This window comes from Photobacterium halotolerans DSM 18316, assembly GCF_000425165.1.
In the GTDB taxonomy this organism is placed as follows: domain Bacteria; phylum Pseudomonadota; class Gammaproteobacteria; order Enterobacterales; family Vibrionaceae; genus Photobacterium; species Photobacterium halotolerans.
This window is the reverse complement of record NZ_KE384319.1, coordinates 21178-38336: the sequence shown is the minus strand read 5'-3', so window position 1 is coordinate 38336 and position 17159 is coordinate 21178. Positions and strand designations below refer to the sequence as shown.

The 17159-nt window shown below is 49.4% G+C and carries 14 protein-coding genes; 4 read left to right on the top strand and 10 right to left on the bottom strand.

Translation table 11 applies throughout. The annotated features are described in order from the left end of the window. Positions 1–229: 229 nt before the first annotated feature. A complete protein-coding gene (locus H511_RS0109560) occupies positions 230–484 on the bottom strand; it encodes a hypothetical protein (RefSeq protein ID WP_027252086.1) in 255 nt (84 codons plus the stop codon). Continuing rightward, a complete protein-coding gene (locus tag H511_RS0109555; protein WP_027252085.1) occupies positions 481–1527 on the bottom strand; it encodes a tyrosine-type recombinase/integrase in 1047 nt (348 codons plus the stop codon). The genes H511_RS0109560 and H511_RS0109555 overlap by 4 nt, the downstream gene beginning before the upstream one ends. Positions 1528–2153: 626 nt before the next feature. On the opposite strand from H511_RS0109555, the gene H511_RS0109545 reads away from it, so the two are divergent. Continuing rightward, the gene (locus H511_RS0109545; RefSeq protein ID WP_027252083.1) at positions 2154–2714 is read left to right on the top strand and encodes a glycoside hydrolase family 108 protein; all 561 of its coding nucleotides are present in this window, start codon (positions 2154–2156) and stop codon (positions 2712–2714) included. A gap of 326 nt (positions 2715–3040) precedes the next feature. Here H511_RS0109545 and H511_RS0109540 read toward each other — a convergent pair whose 3' ends face one another. The 4 genes from H511_RS0109540 to H511_RS0109520 all read right to left on the bottom strand — a co-directional run bounded on the left by H511_RS0109540 (position 3041) and on the right by H511_RS0109520 (position 6765). Continuing rightward, on the bottom strand, positions 3041–3487 hold the full coding sequence (locus H511_RS0109540; protein ID WP_027252082.1) for a hypothetical protein: 447 nt from the start codon (positions 3485–3487) through the stop codon (positions 3041–3043). 120 nt (positions 3488–3607) lie between these two features. Continuing rightward, complete coding sequence (locus H511_RS0109535) at positions 3608–4297, bottom strand: hypothetical protein (RefSeq protein WP_027252081.1); 690 nt, start codon at positions 4295–4297, stop codon at positions 3608–3610. A 169-nt stretch (positions 4298–4466) separates the two neighbouring features. Then, positions 4467–5354, bottom strand: coding sequence for a putative phage abortive infection protein (locus tag H511_RS0109525; protein WP_081669237.1), 888 nt, complete (start codon positions 5352–5354; stop codon positions 4467–4469). 451 nt (positions 5355–5805) lie between these two features. Then, positions 5806–6765, bottom strand: a complete 960-nt coding sequence (locus H511_RS0109520; RefSeq protein ID WP_027252079.1) for a glycoside hydrolase family protein — start codon at positions 6763–6765, stop codon at positions 5806–5808. A 392-nt stretch (positions 6766–7157) separates the two neighbouring features. On the opposite strand from H511_RS0109520, the gene H511_RS23070 reads away from it, so the two are divergent. The 3 genes from H511_RS23070 to H511_RS0109505 all read left to right on the top strand — a co-directional run bounded on the left by H511_RS23070 (position 7158) and on the right by H511_RS0109505 (position 10227). Then, complete coding sequence (locus H511_RS23070; RefSeq protein WP_051288037.1) at positions 7158–8315, top strand: glycosyltransferase; 1158 nt, start codon at positions 7158–7160, stop codon at positions 8313–8315. An 18-nt stretch (positions 8316–8333) separates the two neighbouring features. After that, entirely contained in the window at positions 8334–9002 is a 669-nt protein-coding gene (locus H511_RS0109510; protein ID WP_027252078.1) for an SDR family NAD(P)-dependent oxidoreductase, read from the top strand. Positions 9003–9222: 220 nt separating this feature from the next. After that, positions 9223–10227 carry a substrate-binding domain-containing protein gene (locus H511_RS0109505; protein WP_027252077.1) on the top strand — a complete coding sequence of 335 codons (1005 nt, stop codon included), beginning with the start codon at positions 9223–9225 and terminating at the stop codon, positions 10225–10227. Between the two features lie 151 nt (positions 10228–10378). Here the strand turns inward: H511_RS0109505 and galM are convergent, their stop codons facing one another. The 4 genes from galM to H511_RS0109485 all read right to left on the bottom strand — a co-directional run bounded on the left by galM (position 10379) and on the right by H511_RS0109485 (position 17107). Beyond that, positions 10379–11449, bottom strand: a complete 1071-nt coding sequence (gene galM / locus H511_RS0109500) for a galactose-1-epimerase (protein ID WP_036759418.1) — start codon at positions 11447–11449, stop codon at positions 10379–10381. Continuing rightward, a complete protein-coding gene (gene galK, locus H511_RS0109495) occupies positions 11439–12647 on the bottom strand; it encodes a galactokinase (protein WP_027252075.1) in 1209 nt (402 codons plus the stop codon). Before galK ends, galM begins: the two co-directional genes overlap by 11 nt. Beyond that, the gene (locus tag H511_RS0109490; RefSeq protein ID WP_027252074.1) at positions 12644–13747 is read right to left on the bottom strand and encodes a UDP-glucose--hexose-1-phosphate uridylyltransferase; all 1104 of its coding nucleotides are present in this window, start codon (positions 13745–13747) and stop codon (positions 12644–12646) included. The genes galK and H511_RS0109490 overlap by 4 nt, the downstream gene beginning before the upstream one ends. Positions 13748–13960: 213 nt before the next feature. Next, complete coding sequence (locus H511_RS0109485) at positions 13961–17107, bottom strand: beta-galactosidase (protein ID WP_027252073.1); 3147 nt, start codon at positions 17105–17107, stop codon at positions 13961–13963. Between the last annotated feature and the right edge of the window lie 52 nt (positions 17108–17159).

Below are 17159 nucleotides of genomic sequence, written 5' to 3'. Positions count from 1 at the left end.
TACTCATTCATTAGAAATAGGCTTATACCATGGGAAATGAATCCATTCGTTTTATTGTTATTGCCCTAACAGCATCTAAAGGGGATAAATTAGAGCAATGCAGCGTAATACCTTCTGACCGAGTCTACCCTGCAATATTTTCAAAGGTTTTTGGGCCAGATACAGAAGATAATTGCAACCATTGGGTATTAAATAATTGCGGACTTACAAAACCGTGAGGCAATTTAAATTAGTCATAACACTGCATTAAACCTGTTATATCATCTTCATGGACAAAGGTAACACTCACCTCCCCCGTTACCACCAAACCAGCATATAGGTTGAATCGAACTCTATCACCGAGTTCGATTCCCTTCACCAATGGCCCTACAGCTATCACCCTTCCCAAGCTCAATGAAGTGCTTGGAAGGATGAAAGCTTTTTCTTGTGTATGAACAAGATCTCGCTCAACCACCACCCAATCATGCAACGGCCGTAATTTCATACTTTTCTACCCTTCTGCATCTCACGCAGCAGCTCTGACACTGGCGTGTTGATTTTCCCCAGTGGATTACCCTGATCGAGCACTGCTGTCATCTTGCGCATAGCAATGTGTGTGTAAATGGCAGAAGTCTTTGGATCTGCATGCCCCATCAGGGATTGAATCTGCAGTATGGATGCATCTGATTCTGCCAGTTCTGTATCGAACAAATGGCGTAGCGCGTGCGGATGTGCCTGGTCTTCAGGAACGCCGGCTGCTATGGCGTAGCGTTTAATCATTCTGTCGACGGCCCGGGACGACAGCCGCCGAAGTTCGCCACGGTTTTCCCATTCCGGAATGTAACGATTTCGCATGTTCACGAACAACACCTGATCACCGTCTTCCAACAAACGGTCAATGTCAGCCAAAGTGGGATGACCTAAGTATGCCTGAACAAGCAGCATGGCTTCGGAAGGCACGGGCACCATTCGTTCTTTTTCGCCTTTCTCTTTCAACAATATTGCCAGGCGATCGGCATCCTGGTGTTTATACCAAACCAGATTCGATTCATTCAGATTACACACCCCGGAAACACGAAAGCCACACCCCAGCAGCAAAGCCAGAATCGCACTATCTCGTATGCCTGAGAACTCCGACAAATCGGGCTGAAGCAAAATGGCTTCAGCACTGTGCAATCCCATAGCTCTGGGTAAACGCCTGCCGGACTTCGGATACACCAGATGGACTGCCGGGTTATCCTGAATGTGCCGGCGCTGATAAAGGTATTTGTAAAATCCCCGAATTGCAGCCACGGCTACCTTGCGTGAAGCTGCTGAATAGCCAAACCGGTGAAGCTGGCCACCGGCGAACTGCTCAAGTTTCCCCAAAGTCGCCGCCAGGTATTCACCATTCAGAAATTGCCCGAGACGTTCCAGTAGCTGGCGGTATTTAGCGACTGTCTTCGTACTGCAGTTTTCATTCTCTCGCTTCCAATTCAAGAACTGATCAACCAGTGACAGATCAACCTGCTCTTCGACAATTTCTTCCCCAGGGGCAGAAAAACTCATGGATTCATGGATCCTTACCTTAGAACTCGTAGAACCCAGTATTCATGCGGCCTGCCAGCTATCGGAGGGCTTTAAATAATCCATGGATTAACTCATGGATACCAGAAAAACTCATGGATTAAAAATCAACCACTCCCCTCAACCTGTGGATGCCCAAGTTTGCCTTTTCTTTGTTCCCTGTCTCTCTATCTCTTTCTTTTTTAAATAAAAAAAGAAAAGAAAGAAGAAAGGCGGCGAAATCGGCCCAAAATCGAACCCATGGAGAAAACAGGCTAACCCATGGAAAAAAACGGCTAACCTGTGGATGAAAGAAAGTAACAAAACCATAAAAATCAACAAGTTAAGGAACACCACCCACAGGTCCACAAGTTAGAACAATATCCTGTGCCCCCGGACTTGCCAGAACGCAGACGCCGCGCCATCCTGTTTTTCACGCTCACGCCTCCAACCCGGGCGCCCCTATACCTTCAGGGGGTGCGGGGGAAGAATCAAATGGGGTGAAGAAGCGCCTTCTTATGATGGGCGTTCTGTAAGAGTACGGAGAACCCACGCAGAAACCCGGGCAGAACGCCCTCTGATAACATCGCCAGCGGGATGAGAATGCGCGTAGACCTAAGGAGGCGACTATGCGTAATCAGCCGGCAACACGCTCTCTGGAGCAAATCATCAACGAGGTTCTGGTAAAAGAAGGTCATCATTCCAACGATGCTGATGATCTTGGTGGCAGTACAACCTGGGGAATCACTGAAGCTGTAGCCAGGAAAAACGGATATACCGGACCCATGTCAGCCATGACACAAGCCATCGCATGCGACATTTACTTTAACCGCTATATCAAAGCCCCACGCTTCAACGATATTCATGCCATCAGTGCCCTCATTGGTGAGGAAGTGATTGATACTGGCATCAACATGGGCATAGGTATCGCAGCAAAGTTTCTTCAGCGCTGGCTGAATGCGTACAACAACAGCCAGGCATACTATAAAGACCTGATCGTTGATGGCCATATCGGCCCGGCAACGCTATCGGCCTTAGAAGCTTATTTATTACGCCGGGGTACTGAAGGCGAACTGATAATGTGGCGTTCGTTAAACTGCAGTCAGGGTGCTCGATATTTAGATATCAGTGAGGCGCGTGAAAAGAATGAAAAGTTCATCTATGGTTGGATGAAGAACCGAATTTCATAACGAAAAGTGGTTCCAAAACCCCCTCGTAACCCATTGATTTTTAAGCATTCCCAATGGCTTAAAACGCACGTTAAAAAGGCATGGAAATCATGCCTTTTTCTTATAAATCATAATATTATGTCAATTGTTAACTGGCCTTGACATGGCGGGGGTCGGTGGTTCGAGTCCACTCAGACGCACCATACAGAGAAGCCCGTTCGAAAGAACGGGCTTTTTGTTTGTCTACTATCTTTTGTTCCCCATATGTGTCCCCACATGGTTTCCGTTCCCCCAAAGATTTTATTCGCCAGTAGTTCATAACAGTTAATTGGATCAAATTCCTGATACTAGCCGTTCTGCCCCTGTTCGTTACTGACGTCATTGGGATGAATTTCGGCGCTCAGGTATTTAAAGCCTTCTTTGGTGACTTTGCTGATGCCGAGTTCGTGCCACTCCACCTCTGCACGTAATCGACCGCGGTCGGTAAACAGGCGACGCACCACCGCCCCGGCACCGTTTTCAGGTTGGTGCGCAATGTCGATGTTGATTTCCTGGCCATAGACGTTCTCGGTGAAGTTTTTGACCAAGTCATCGAACATTTGCTGGGTCAGTTCGAATTCGCCATAACGCGGATCGTAAAATTTGTCGGTTCGGGTAATGGTGACAACACTGCGTTTACTGCTGCTGTGGGTATCCACCTTCACAGCATCCGACAGGAGATGAATGGCCCCGCTGGCCGGTGCTGCACTGAGTGCCAGCACAACACTGGCGGAAAGAAAGGATTGTTTACTCATGTCTCTGCCCTAAAACGGAAAAGCCCCTGAGGGTTAACTCAGGGGCTCGGTCGCCATCAATGTGGGAAGAGTAACAGAGGGATGTAAATTAAGGGAGGGATAACTTATTTTATATATTTTCTAATTACTATCTTTTGAAAAGTTAGCAAGGCCTTGATATATTTCATTTAACATATCCCTTTCATTTTTAATCAGCTCATTATAGTGACCAACTTTTGAAACAGCATCATCATAAGCTTCACAATTACTTATGTTGTTCCAACTCCAATTAATCCCATTTTTATATTCAAAGCATGACTGTTGATGTTTACCTTTGGTTTTTAAAGCTTCTTTTAAGTGAAATTCATAAAGACTAATTCTGTTTTCCACGCTAACCTTATCTTTTTGCAAATACTCTTGCAATTCTTTATTGCTCACTGTTATCTTATATTCCTCATAGAGGACATCATTTTGAGACTTCAAAGATTTATATTTTGAAATTAAAGATTCATTTTCTGACTTCGCATCCCGCAAATCAGCTTCAAGAGAAGAAATCCTATCACCATAATACCCTTTATCTCTTCCCGATTTAATATCATAACTTTTACTTAACAACTCAAAATTCTTGTTAAGTTGTCCTATTGTGCTTTTCTGATCATTAACAATTGATTTATAATAATTTATATTCTCATCTTTTAATGATATTTTCTCACCGTATAAGTTGCTAAGAAAAAGCCATGTAATGCCAGCACCAACAAAAGTGCCAATTATAGTAGAAGTTGTATTTTTTAAATAATTGTATTTTACTATTTTTAATGCTTCATCCGACATATAACCATAACCTTTCAAAATTCAGATATTTAAATATCACCCACCCAGAAGAAACTTTTTAGCAGCTTCAGAGATTAACTGCCTTCCTTCAGTTGTTTTTGCAGCATTCTTCATCATCCTAACGATCTTATTTCCTGAAATTCTGTACCATGCATTTTTAGGGAAAACTTTAACATCCCTCTTCTAACGGTACTAAATCATACATCTCTAACATCGAGTTATTGCTAACTCCAAAAGCGGACATATCATATTTAACAACCAGATCACGACTAATGTCTGGAACCTCTATCAAATGCTCAAACATTTGATATCTTTCTGTGAGCGGCTTAAACTTCTCACTTCCATGATGGCTTAAGCAATTGTAAAAAATCAGCGCTAACTCATAATTAGACAGCTGTGCTCTAAGCAAATTAGTATAGAACTTCTTATTTACAACATTAGATTCATCCACAAACTTCAATATTTGATATATAGTCCTAAAATAATGACCTACTGTACCGCTCATATATTTCATTAAATTTTCAAACTTTTCTACACTAGCACTACCGTGGTATTCTTTACCATCAGAAAACTCAAATATATAATCATCACCAATAAATTTATTAAGATATATATGCTGTATCGCTTCTCTGGATTCAAAAAGCACAGATTCACGATTGTACCCCTCAAGACTCTTTACCTTGATGGATTGTAAACATTCATTGTATAAACTCAAAAGTTTGAAAAATGTATTTTCAAAATTTTGTTTATCAAGAGCTTGCGTTTGTAATTTAAACTGATCACCTTGTGCTTTAATTTCTTCTCTCGTTTCCTTTAACTCTTTAGATTGTAGATATATTGATACAATAATCCCTGCAAATGCCAATCCAGAGAATAATGTATTCAAAGCACCAAATGAATCACCCAGCGTACCTAAATTACCTTGTAATACTGAATCTTTAGGGGTGAATACATATCCCATCCATGATGGATAAAAAAACCAAGTGATAGAAATTATTGCAAGTAACATGGGAATCAATAAATAACCCATAAAACCACTTTTCTTTTCAGAATTCATATAAAACCTTTGTACCCTAACTAATCCATGTAAGGGTATATTCTTGAATCATATAAAATTAGTCAACTCATTTGATATGAAATGCATACCTCATTTTGATATATGCAAGGCTTTTAATGGAGACGTTTAGCCGTTAACAACAGGCACACTCACCCACAGCTTACACCGACACAGGGCAATGCCTTCGCCGATTTTCACGCAACGGGATCGGATCACGCCTTCGCTATCGCAGATACTGTGGCCTCATTCGCAGACAACTTCATTCACAATGGGTTTCACTGAGTAGGACTGAGGGAGTTGATGTGCGGTATTCAAAAGCCATCTTATCATAGCAGCTCTAATCAACTGGCCAAATTCACTGTGTCACTATATTGGTTCGAGTCCACTCAGACGCACCATACAGAGAAGCCCGTTCGAAAGAACGGGCTTTTTGTTTGTCTGGAGATTAGTTTTACGCGTTGTTCCAGTTCACTGTAAAGGTGAAATCCCACAGATCATTCGAAGCCCCTATGCCGGGATAGGCGGCATAAAACGTATTGTTTAATGCGGCTAAGGCAGGGCCGCACTGAGATCCCGCTTCATTGATTCCTGAAAAATTGATCTGATTGGTACTCCAGGTGGTGCCATTAAATGCGCAGCCGTATAACTGTGCGGTGTGGGCACCGTGATAGAGCGCGAATAAAGTATCGCTGGTTGCCGCCAGCGACACACCGTCATAGCCTTCTGCCCCATTTGCATCTTCCAGATTGGTTTGCGGCCCCCACTCTAGCCCGTCAGAAGAAGAGCACACATAAATGGCAGAGCCATTAATGGCGGTTCCGCCCGCCCCTTCCCAGCCTAAAAACAGTTTCCCGTTGAAAGCGGCTAACGAGGGTCCGGCTGTTGTTGTGCTTGATGCGCCATTCTGGTCGCTGACATTGACTTGTGAATCCCAGTCGGTACCGTTTGCCGATGAACAAACATAAAGGTTGCTCGATAAATCTTCACCCCGGTATGCCATATAAAGCCGACCGTTAAACGCGGCAAGTGCCGGCGGAGAATCGGTTTCGGCATCATTCTGTGAGGTGATTTTTGTTTGATCACCAAAATTGACCCCATCTGAACTTGAGCAGATATAAATGCTATCAGAGCCTGAACCCTGATAAGCCAGATACAACCTGCCATTGAATGCCGCCAACGCAGGGCTGTTCTGGGTTTTCGCGCCATTATCGTCGGTAATATCCGTTTGCTGAGACCAGCTCACCCCGTCGGCAGTAGAGCATATATACAGGCTTTTGGAGCTGCCCCAGCCACGGTAAGCCATGTATACCCTGCCATTAAAAGCCGCAAGCGCGACCTTGCTGTTGGACTCTGCATCATTCTCGAGCGTGATTTCTGTTTGATTCGATGTATTTACACTGATGGTAGTCATACGTAATTTTCTCCTGAACTGGGATGAATGCGGCAGACCGATATCACTGCCTGTCTAGTTTCATGGCGCTTGTTCCATAGCCCTTGCTCGATACATTGCCAAACAGCTTTACCACTAAGCAGACACCCTGAGCCTGGAAAGCAATGTCCAGCTTAGACCAGAAAGGCATACTAAAAAGACAAGAAGTGCAGACATGCGGTTGAAGTCATCCCTTCATTGATAAATTGCATATTGATTTCAAGCTCAGTAACTATTCGCAACTTGATTTGCAAAATGCAAATGCCACCCGATTAACTGCCAGCTTCAAACGCTAACAGATGCCACCAACCCCCATTATTGCTGGTATAACTCTTGCTTCGGCCTGTACAGGCAGATGTTGTAAGGTGGTCGCTATGAATGCTGTTATCCAGGTTGTAAAGCACTTAACACCGGGAATGGTGGGCATTACAGCAGTGAATATTCAGCAATTCTCTGCCTTGCAGCAAAGACGTTTTATCGTCTGCCTGGAAGGGACGATGAGTGAATCACTAGACAGGTGGCCTTACCTGAAACATGTCGTTGATAAACTGATCTTCCTTGATGCGGAATCTGAAACAGCCGCAAGCGTGATCCGTACACTGGTAAAACTGTTTCGTGCTTACAACGCAGACGTTGTGCATACCCATCAAAGCACTGCTTTATATCGGGCTGGTATTGCAGCCAGACTGGCCGGCGTCAAAACCTTCATACACAGCGAGCACGACAACTGGCTGCCGGAAGAACCCAAACATCCGCGTTTGCTGAAAATGGCCCTGAGTTGTATTCACCCTGTGGTGGTTACCAGCGGCGACAGACTGAATGACAGGTTACAAACGTCTCTTAGCCGCCGGGATATCACCACGATTCCGTACGGTGTTGATACTCAGCGATTCCAGCCTGGCAACCAGAGTATGGCCCGGCTCCGGCTGGGCTTACCCACAGGAGTGAAAATCATAGGCACAGCAGGCAGACTGATCCCGGAAAAGCGGCATCATTTATTGATACATGCCCTGAGTCATTTACCGGAAAATGTGCATCTGGCCCTGGCAGGTGAAGGCGGTCTGGCGCGAGCGCTGCATATGCTGGCAATAAAGCTGTCGCTGAGCCACCGTGTCCATTTCATGGGCCACGTCGAGAACATGCCTGAGTTTTATCAGGCGCTGGATCTGTTCTGCATTACCTCTGAACAGGAGGACTACCCTGTTTCCCCCCTTGAAGCACAGGCCTGCGAAATACCCGCGGCATTAACCGATATGGGAGCCTGCAGCGATGTCCTTTGTCCGTTAAATGGTATCCCGCTCAATACTGACGATGAGCGGACGCTTATTTACCAAATCCATACTGCGCTGCTTAAGAAACCCGGCATCAGCCCTCGCCGTCACATTTTGCAGCACCATGATGTTCGCACTATGGCCGAGGCTTACGATGCGCTGTGTTATCAGGGACATCCACCCTATATTGATAACCGTCTGCATGCTGCCAACTCTGTCCGACAGCCAAAATGTCGCTATACTTTGCCGAATAAACCCTGAGAAAAGCAGAGGATAACAATGATTCTGATCACAGGCGCCAGCAGTGGACTGGGCGCGGCGCTGGCTGCCGCTTATGCCGCCGATGGCCACACGCTGACACTGACAGGCCGAAACGACGAGCGCTTACATAACATCGCCCGTCAATGTCAGCCGGCCAATATCTGTACCCTGACTGCCGATCTTTCAGATGCCAGCTCGGTGTCATCTCTGTTCGATAAACTGCCATCCGCACCTGAAACCATTATTTTCTGTGCCGGCAGTGGCTATTTCGGCTCGCTGGAGAAACAAGAGCCCGACGCCATTGCGCAGTTGATCAGCAATAACCTGCTGTCTGCGACCTATTTTCTTCGCGAAGCGGTTAAACGCTACCGCAATACTCCGCTGACCTGCGCTGTTGTTATGTCGACGGCGGCTCAGGTGGCAAAAGCCGGCGAGTCAACCTATTGCGCGGCCAAATGGGGCGTAAAGGGACTGGTGGAATCAACCCGGCTGGAATTAACAGGCAAACCAATGAAACTGGTCGGCGTGTATCCTGGCGGCATGGCAACCGAATTCTGGGCCAGCAGTGGTAAAGAGATGGATCTCAGCAGTTTCATGACACCTGAAGAAACCGCCATCATGCTAAAGAAAGCGCTGCAACATGCAGAGCACGGCTATGTTTCTGATATTACTATCAATCGTTATTGATCCCGCCCGCACTCTTCCCCCCACTCTCTTTCGCAGGCTGACCGGACTGGCGGCTTGCGATAGATTCCGGCGCTTATCCCGGCAATTAAGTAAACGGTTACACTAAATAAATATTCTTTTATTCATTAAGTTATGCCATGGTCACAATTGGTTGGCATTCTTTGATTGAAACCATTACACCCGCGTTGTTTAATAGGCTGGAATATTGAATGAGGTCACCATGGCAACGATCAAAGATGTCGCAAAGCACGCGGGTGTGTCTGTTGCGACCGTTTCCCGCGTTATCAATAAATCGCCCAAAGCCAGTCAGACGGCGGTTGATGCTGTCACTCAGGCCATGCGGACTCTGGGTTACCGGCCCAACGCCAACGCCAGAGCGCTGGTGAACCAAAGCACCAACACTTTGGGCGTCCTTGCGGGTGATGTCTCGGATCCCTTCTTTGGTGCTATGGTCAAAGCGATCGATGGTATTGCCCGACAGCAAAAGAAACATCTGCTGATCGGTAACGGATACCACAATGCCGAACAGGAGCGCGAAGCCATAGAACTGCTGCTCAACAGCCGGTGTGAATCCTACGTCATCCACAGTAAAGCACTCAGCAATGACGAATTAATCGAATTTGCGCGTGAAGTTCCCAGCATGGTGCTGATCAACCGATTTATTCCTGAGATTGCCAACCGTTGCATCGCCCTTGATAACGAACGCGGCACCTATCTGGCCACCAAGTTTCTTATTTCGCACGGCCACCAGCATATTGGTTATGTCAGTTCAAACCATGATATTGAAGACAAAGAGCAGCGCAGAAACGGATACGAAAAAGCACTGGAAGAACACGGCATTCCACTTCGTGAAAGTTATATTGAGTTTGGTTCACCGGATGGTGAAGGCGGTGAAAGCGCAGCCATTAACCTGCTCGCGAAAAACCTGCCAATTACAGCGATTGTCACCTATAACGACTTCATGGCCGCGGGCGTGCTCTCCGTGCTGGATGAAAATGGCATCCGCACACCTGAGGAGATGTCGCTCGTTGGTTTTGACGATGGCGCGCTGGCAAGATACCTGCATCCGAAATTAACCACCGTCCGCTACCCCATTCAGATCATGGCCGAACAAGCTGCCATTTTGTCGATGAAATTAGCCAAAAATGAAGCCATCAGCCCTGACAGCCGTTTATATGCCCCCACCCTGGTGCGTCGCTTATCCGTACGCGCATTGTCGGACTGAAAAAAGAACGGAATGAACAGGTACGGACGAAACAAGGACGGAATGAACAAAGCAACAGACTGAAAAAAGCGAGTGGCAATCCGCCACTCGCTGATGTGATTTCATCTACCCCCGGAGAAATCACCAACCGGCGGTAAAGCCGGACATACCTCTACTCAAAATCAAACTGATAACAGGTCGTGTGCTGATAACTGTCCCCCGCAATCAGCCAGGCATCACTGAAGTGCCATTCCGGGTGATTGGGAGAGTCCGGCAAATATTGGGTTTCAATCGCAATGCCCTGATGCGGTTGATAACAGCCATCACGTCCGGGTGTGCCTGCCAGCGCATTACCGGTATAAATCTGAACCGCGGGCTTAGTGGTCATCACTGTCATTGAGACCTGCTCGTCTTCTGATACCAGTTCAACGGCTGTGCCCGAGCCGATGGCTTCCTCATTGAGCACAAAGGCATGGTCATAACCGCCTGCCAGTTGCTGATCCGCATCCAGCAGCAAATCCTGGCGAACAGGCTTCCCCTTGCCAAAATCAAATCCGGTTCCGGCGACCGCGCGCAGTTCACCGGTCGGAATCCTATCCGAATCTGTCACGGCATAGCGCTGCGCACTGACGGTAAGACGATGATCCAGGCAATCGGAACCGGACTCGGCCCCGGACAGATTGAAATAAGCATGATTGGTGAGATTCACCGGCGTGTCTTCATCCGCTTGTGCCAGGTAGTCAAAGATCACCTGATTAGATTCACTAAGTGACACCGTCACGGATAGCGTCAAATGACCGGGGAAGCCCTGATCGCCAGCCGGTGATGACAAACTAAACCGGATCGAAGAATCAGAACATTGCTCCGCCTGCCAGCGCTGCTTATCAAATCCGTGCGGGCCGCCGTGCAGGCAGTGCGTTGTTTCATTCGCCGACAGACTGAATACTTTGCCATTACGGCTGAACCGGCTGTTGCCGATCCGGTTAGCAAAGCGTCCCACCGTAGCGCCGAGATACGCTGTCTGACGCTGGTAATCGGCCAGAGTGCGGCAGCCCAGCAGCACTTCACGCCGACCGCAACGCAGCGGCAAGGTGCAACTTAGCCAGGTTGCTCCTATGTCCATGAAAGTCGCTGTCATACCATTGCCATTGGATAAGGTGAACACCCGAGCCGGTTGCCCGTCGCAGGCGGCATCTGAGGTCAGGCTGGCAGTCAGTTGCGGTAGATAGTCATCACTGAGCATTGAGTACATCCTGCTGCAGCGAGGCACTTTTCAGCACACCAGCACCTGCCATCGGCTGGCAGACATAGATGCTGGCCTTCAGACCGGTTGCGTTTTGGTACTGGCTCTCAACCGCCTGCTGTACTGAGGCGACCAGTTCCGCAGGCACCAGCGCGACCACGCATCCGCCAAAACCGCCGCCTGTCATGCGTACACCGCCCCGCTCGCCGATTGCCGCTTTCACAATGTCCACCAGGGTGTCGATTTCCGGTACTGTGATTTCAAAATCATCCCGCATAGACTGATGAGAGGCCGCCATCAGCTGGCCGAGTTTTGCCAGATCGCCCTGCGCTAAAGCTTGGGCCGCCTGCAGGGTACGTGCATTTTCAGTGATGATATGTCTGGCCCGGCGAGCAACCACCAGATCGAGCTGATCCGCTTTGCTGAGAAAGCTGGCTAAATCCACATCCCGTAATGCTTTAACGCCAAAGGCATGGGCAGCCGCTTCGCATTGCTGACGACGGGTATTGTATTCACTGCCGACTAAGCCGCGCTTTTTGTTGCTGTTGATGATCACCACAGACAATTCAGGCGGCAGAGAAACGGCTTTGGTGTCTAAAGAACGGCAGTCGATTAGCAGTGCATGTCCCGCTTCACCTTCGGCAGAAATCAGCTGATCCATGATGCCGCAATTGCACCCGACAAACTGGTTCTCAGCTTGCTGACCGATTAACGCAATCTCCTGCTGTGTCAGTGACAAACCGAACAAGGTGTTAAAAGTTTGCCCTATGACCACTTCCAGCGCCGCGGATGAACTCAGCCCTGCCCCTTGAGGGACATTACCGCTGACCGCAATATCAATACCGCCCAGTTGACAGCCTCGTGACTGCAAGCAATCAATCACGCCACGAATGTAATTGACCCACAGGCAGTCTTTATCAAACGCCAGTGGCTGGGAAAGATCGAACGTATTGAGCTCGCCCTGATAATCGATGGCCATCACCCTGACACACTGATCGTCGCGACGGGCGGCAGCCACCATGGTCTGATAATCAATGGCACACGGCAGGACAAAGCCATCGTTGTAATCTGTGTGCTCCCCGATCAGGTTCACGCGTCCCGGCGCCTGGATCAGGTGTGACGGCCCATAACCAAACCCCTCAGCAAAGGCGGTGACAAGGCTGCTGGCTAGCTGTTCTTCCCGGCTGTTTGTCGTCATGACTGCTTTTCCTTACTGGTGTTTTGTTCGCGATAGTGCACATCGCTGACAGCCCGCAGTCTTTCTGCGGCCTGTTCGGGTGTTAAGTCGCGCTGGCTTTCGGCCAGCATTTCGTAGCCAACCATGAATTTCCTGACACTCGCTGAGCGTAACAATGGCGGGTAAAACAAGGCGTGCAATTGCCAGTGGTCCAGATCATTACTGTCAGTGTCGCTGTGCTCAAAGAAAGGGGCGAAATGCCATCCCATCGAATATGGGAATGGACACTGAAACAGGTTGTCATAGCGGCTGGTGAGCTTTTTCAGCGCCAGTGCCAGATCCTCGCGCTGTTCAGCAGAAAGTTCACTCATGCGACGAATGTGAGTTTTCGGCAGCAGCAGGGTTTCAAACGGCCAGGCGGCCCAATAAGGGACGACCGCCAACCAGTGCTCAGTCTCCACCACAGTTCTGCTGCCGTCTGCCAGTTCCGAGCGGACGTAATCCACCAGCAACGGCCTGCCGTGCCGCTGGAAATAGTCACGCTGATACTGATCTTTCACCGCCACTTCGTTGGGCAGAAAGCTGTTGGCCCAGATTTGCCCGTGCGGGTGAGGCTGAGAACAGCCCATGATGGCGCCCTTGTTTTCAAAAGCCTGTACCCAGAGAAAGCGCTGACCTAGCTCTTCGATCTGACGGTCCCAGGTATTAACGACCTCGGTAATGGCCGACAGGGGCAATTCAGGCAGCGTTTTACTGTGATCCGGCGAGAAACACACCACCCGGCTCAAGCCCTGAACGGATTCAAACTGAAACAGGTTGCTTCCTTTGCTGCTGGTTCCTTCGCTGCTGGCAGACGGCGTGTCTGGCATTAACGCAGCATGATCATTGTTGAAGACATAAGTCCCGGTATAGGCCGGGTTCACATCGCCCGACACCCGGGTATTGCCTGCACACAAGAAGCACTCGCTGTCGTAAGGCTGCTCCGGTGCCGCCGCTGGCGATTCATCTGCGCCCTGCCAGGGCCTTTTCGCCCGGTGGGGCGACACCAGTACCCACTGACCGGTCAGCGGGTTCAAACGCCGGTGAGGATGTTCGCTTGCATCAAATACGTCTGTAAACATAGTGACTGAATGCCTTACTTATCGTGATTACCTACAATGAGCAGCAGTGTAGCAATCCGCTGCTCAGGGAGACTGTTACCTTTCTCACACGGTGGAAACGTTTACAAAATTAATTAAAAATCACAGCTCATGTTCAGATTAAAGCTTATAAAGACGTGTAATAGACGAAATGAACTCTATGTAAACGTCCATCAAAAAGTTACCCTAACAGGACTATTCTCCCTGAGAAGAAAAACGAAGCTGGTAGCGGTATTCTGGCTGTGTGAGCAGATAATCCGCCTTCACACTCGGGCTCCAGGAGTCGTCGCCCCCCACGCCCATGTGCTGATGATCAAGCTGTACATACCACTGACCATCGGCTTTGAGGTGGTGATCATGCTTAGCATGAGCCAGCATATGAGCCGGATAACGGCTGACGCTGAAGTGAAAATCGCCACGGATGACTAACTCTCCTACCGACAACATACGCGTCTGGCAGCGCAGACCATTTTCTGACGGAAAGATATAAGGCGTATGCAGATCGTCGATTCCAGCCTCATATTCGCCAAAGCGCGCCGCTTCAGATCTGTCCGGATAATTTTCAAACGGCCCCAGACCTTGCCAGACAATGCCGGCAGTCAGACCGGTCTGCTCAACCATAAAACCATCCAGAGTGAATGCCATGCCCACCCGGGGTAACGGGGGCAAATGAGGCGCCGGTTTGACATGAATATCAACCGACACTTTACCTTCGGTATCCAGGGTGTATTGCCAGTGCGTTACGGCCACCCGCTTTTCGCCGTAAAAGTATTCAAAATCCGATTCGACTTTGATGGTCGCGGGGGTCTGGCTGTTAAGGGGAAATACCTGGCTGGCCTCGCAGCGAACACAGCGCCTTTCCCAATGGCCAATCCCTGCGCTGGCCCAGCGGCTGACATAGGCCCGGGGATCAATGTTATCGGCTTCGCTGGTACCAATATCGTTGTCTAGCGGGGCGCGGAAAAAGTTGTCTGTCATCGGTGCGGATAGTTTTGCCCTGCCCTTTGCTAACCAGTGGGTGAGCAAACCTGTCCGGCGATCCCAGTTCAGGCTGAAGTCCTGTCCGGAGACTGAAATGGCGTTGTCAGACTGGAGAACCGATCGGAATGTGCCGAGTGAGCGTTCGGCAGGGATCGCGGATAACTGCGCAAGCGGATTGGCCACACAGAACTGCCCGGTCGCGATGACTGTCCCTGATTCCGCCCAGCGGCAATCTTGTGTCAGCACCAGATCCAGATCGAGATGATACAGTTTGCCAGCCTGACAACTGACGTCAAAATGCACATCAAAAGTGGCCGTCTCACCCGGCCCCAGCAGCAAAGCCTGCTTCTGGCTTGCCACAGGCTTTCCGTCTTCTTTCAGCGTCCACAAACAGGTTTCGTTGTCTGTGGCACGAAACAGCCATTCGCTGGTGATTGACACCTGACAGCGAATGCCACGCTCGCTGTGTTCTGTGTCAGTGAGCTGTACCTGAATATACTGCTGGCAGTATCTGGCTTCATAATAAGCCGGATGCGGTGTCCGGTCCGGAAACATCAGCCCATTGATACAGAACTGGCGATCATTGGGCTGATCACCGAAATCGCCGCCATATGCCCAGAAATGACGGTCATTGTCATCAAACTGGCTGATGCCCTGATCAACCCAGTCCCAGACAAAACCGCCCTGAAGACGCGGGTACTGACGGAACGCCTGCCAGTAATCGGCGAAGCCTCCGAGGCTGTTTCCCATGGCATGGGCGTATTCACACAGGATTAACGGACGTTGCTCACCCGGTAACGACAGCCATTTTTTTATCGCCCATTTGGGTACGGCCTCGAACGGCTGATCCTCATCGACCCTGGCGTACATAGGACAAATAATATCGGTCGCGGCCGTATCAGCCCCGCCCCCTTCATACTGAACCGGACGAGAGGGATCCCTGTCTTTTGACCAGGCATACATAGCACTATGGCTGCTGCCGTATCCGGACTCATTGCCCAGGGACCACACAATAATGCAAGGGTGATTTTTGTCCCGCTCAACCATGCCCGTATAGCGCGCCATCAGTGCAGACTGCCAGTCAGTGTCATTCGCCAGCCGCCCCATAGGAAACATGCCGTGCGTTTCGATATTGGCTTCATCGCACACGTACAGTCCGTATTCGTCGCACAATTCATACCAGCGAGGGTGATTGGGATAGTGCGCCGTGCGGACCGCATTGAAATTCCCCTGTTTGAGCAGGCGGATATCTTCAATCATGTCAGCCTCGGTCACGGCATGTCCGCGTTCCGGATGGTGCTCATGGCGGTTCACTCCGCGGATCAGCAAGGGTTGACCGTTCAGGCAAAGTTGTCCGTGCCGGATTTCAACCTGCCGGAATCCGACATGATAAGCTTCAACATCCACTACCTGCCCATGGTTATCGAGCAGCGTAATCACACAGCGGTACAGACTCGGTGATTCCGCACTCCACTGCTGCGGTGCTGTCACGCTTAACTGATGGTAGACCCTGTCGTACCAGCTACCTTTTTCATCGATCACGCGATCGTTCGGCCTGGCGAAGACACGGTCTGTGACAGGCTCACCACGGTAAAACAGCTGCGCCGCGACCTGATAGTCCCCCGGCTTTGACAGCCGGGTGACGATATCCAGCCGACCGTCCCGGTAACAGGCATCCAGAGTGGGTGTAATGAAAACATCTTCAATAGCCAGTGCCGGTTTGGTCAGCAGGTAAACATCGCGAAAGATCCCGCTCAGCCACCACATATCCTGATCTTCCAGATAACTGCCGTCACTCCAGCGCATCACCATTACCGCAAGGACATTATCGCCTTGCTGCAGGTACGGGCTCAGATCAAATTCAGCAGGTAATCGACTGTCCTGGGAGTAACCGACCCAATGGCCGTTACACCACAGATGGAAAGCGGAATTGACCCCATCAAAAACAATCCGGGTACGCTGGGATAACTGGACATCATTAATGTGAAACTGACGGCGATAACAGCCCGTCGGATTATCTGACGGGACAAAAGGTGGATTCAGCGCAAAAGGGTATTTGATATTGGTGTAGATGGGTCTGTCATGCCCTTCCAGCTGCCAGTTGGACGGCACAGGAATCGTCGTCCAGCCAGACAGATCGAAAGCGGAGCCGGGAAAATCAGCAGGGACTGACTCGGGTTTATCATACAGGCAGAACGCCCAGTCACCATTGAGAGTGCGGCGATTACTGTCGCCCTGGTGCAAAGCGTCGGTTTCAGACGCATAGCTGAATAATGGGCTGTGCGCCTGGATACGGTTTCTCTGAACCGAATGCGGGTTTTCCCAGTCGCGGCGCGCCAGAATCTCAGAAAAAGACAGCATGGAGTGTCCTCGGCATTTTCCGATTCGTTAACAATGCACGCAGACAGCGACA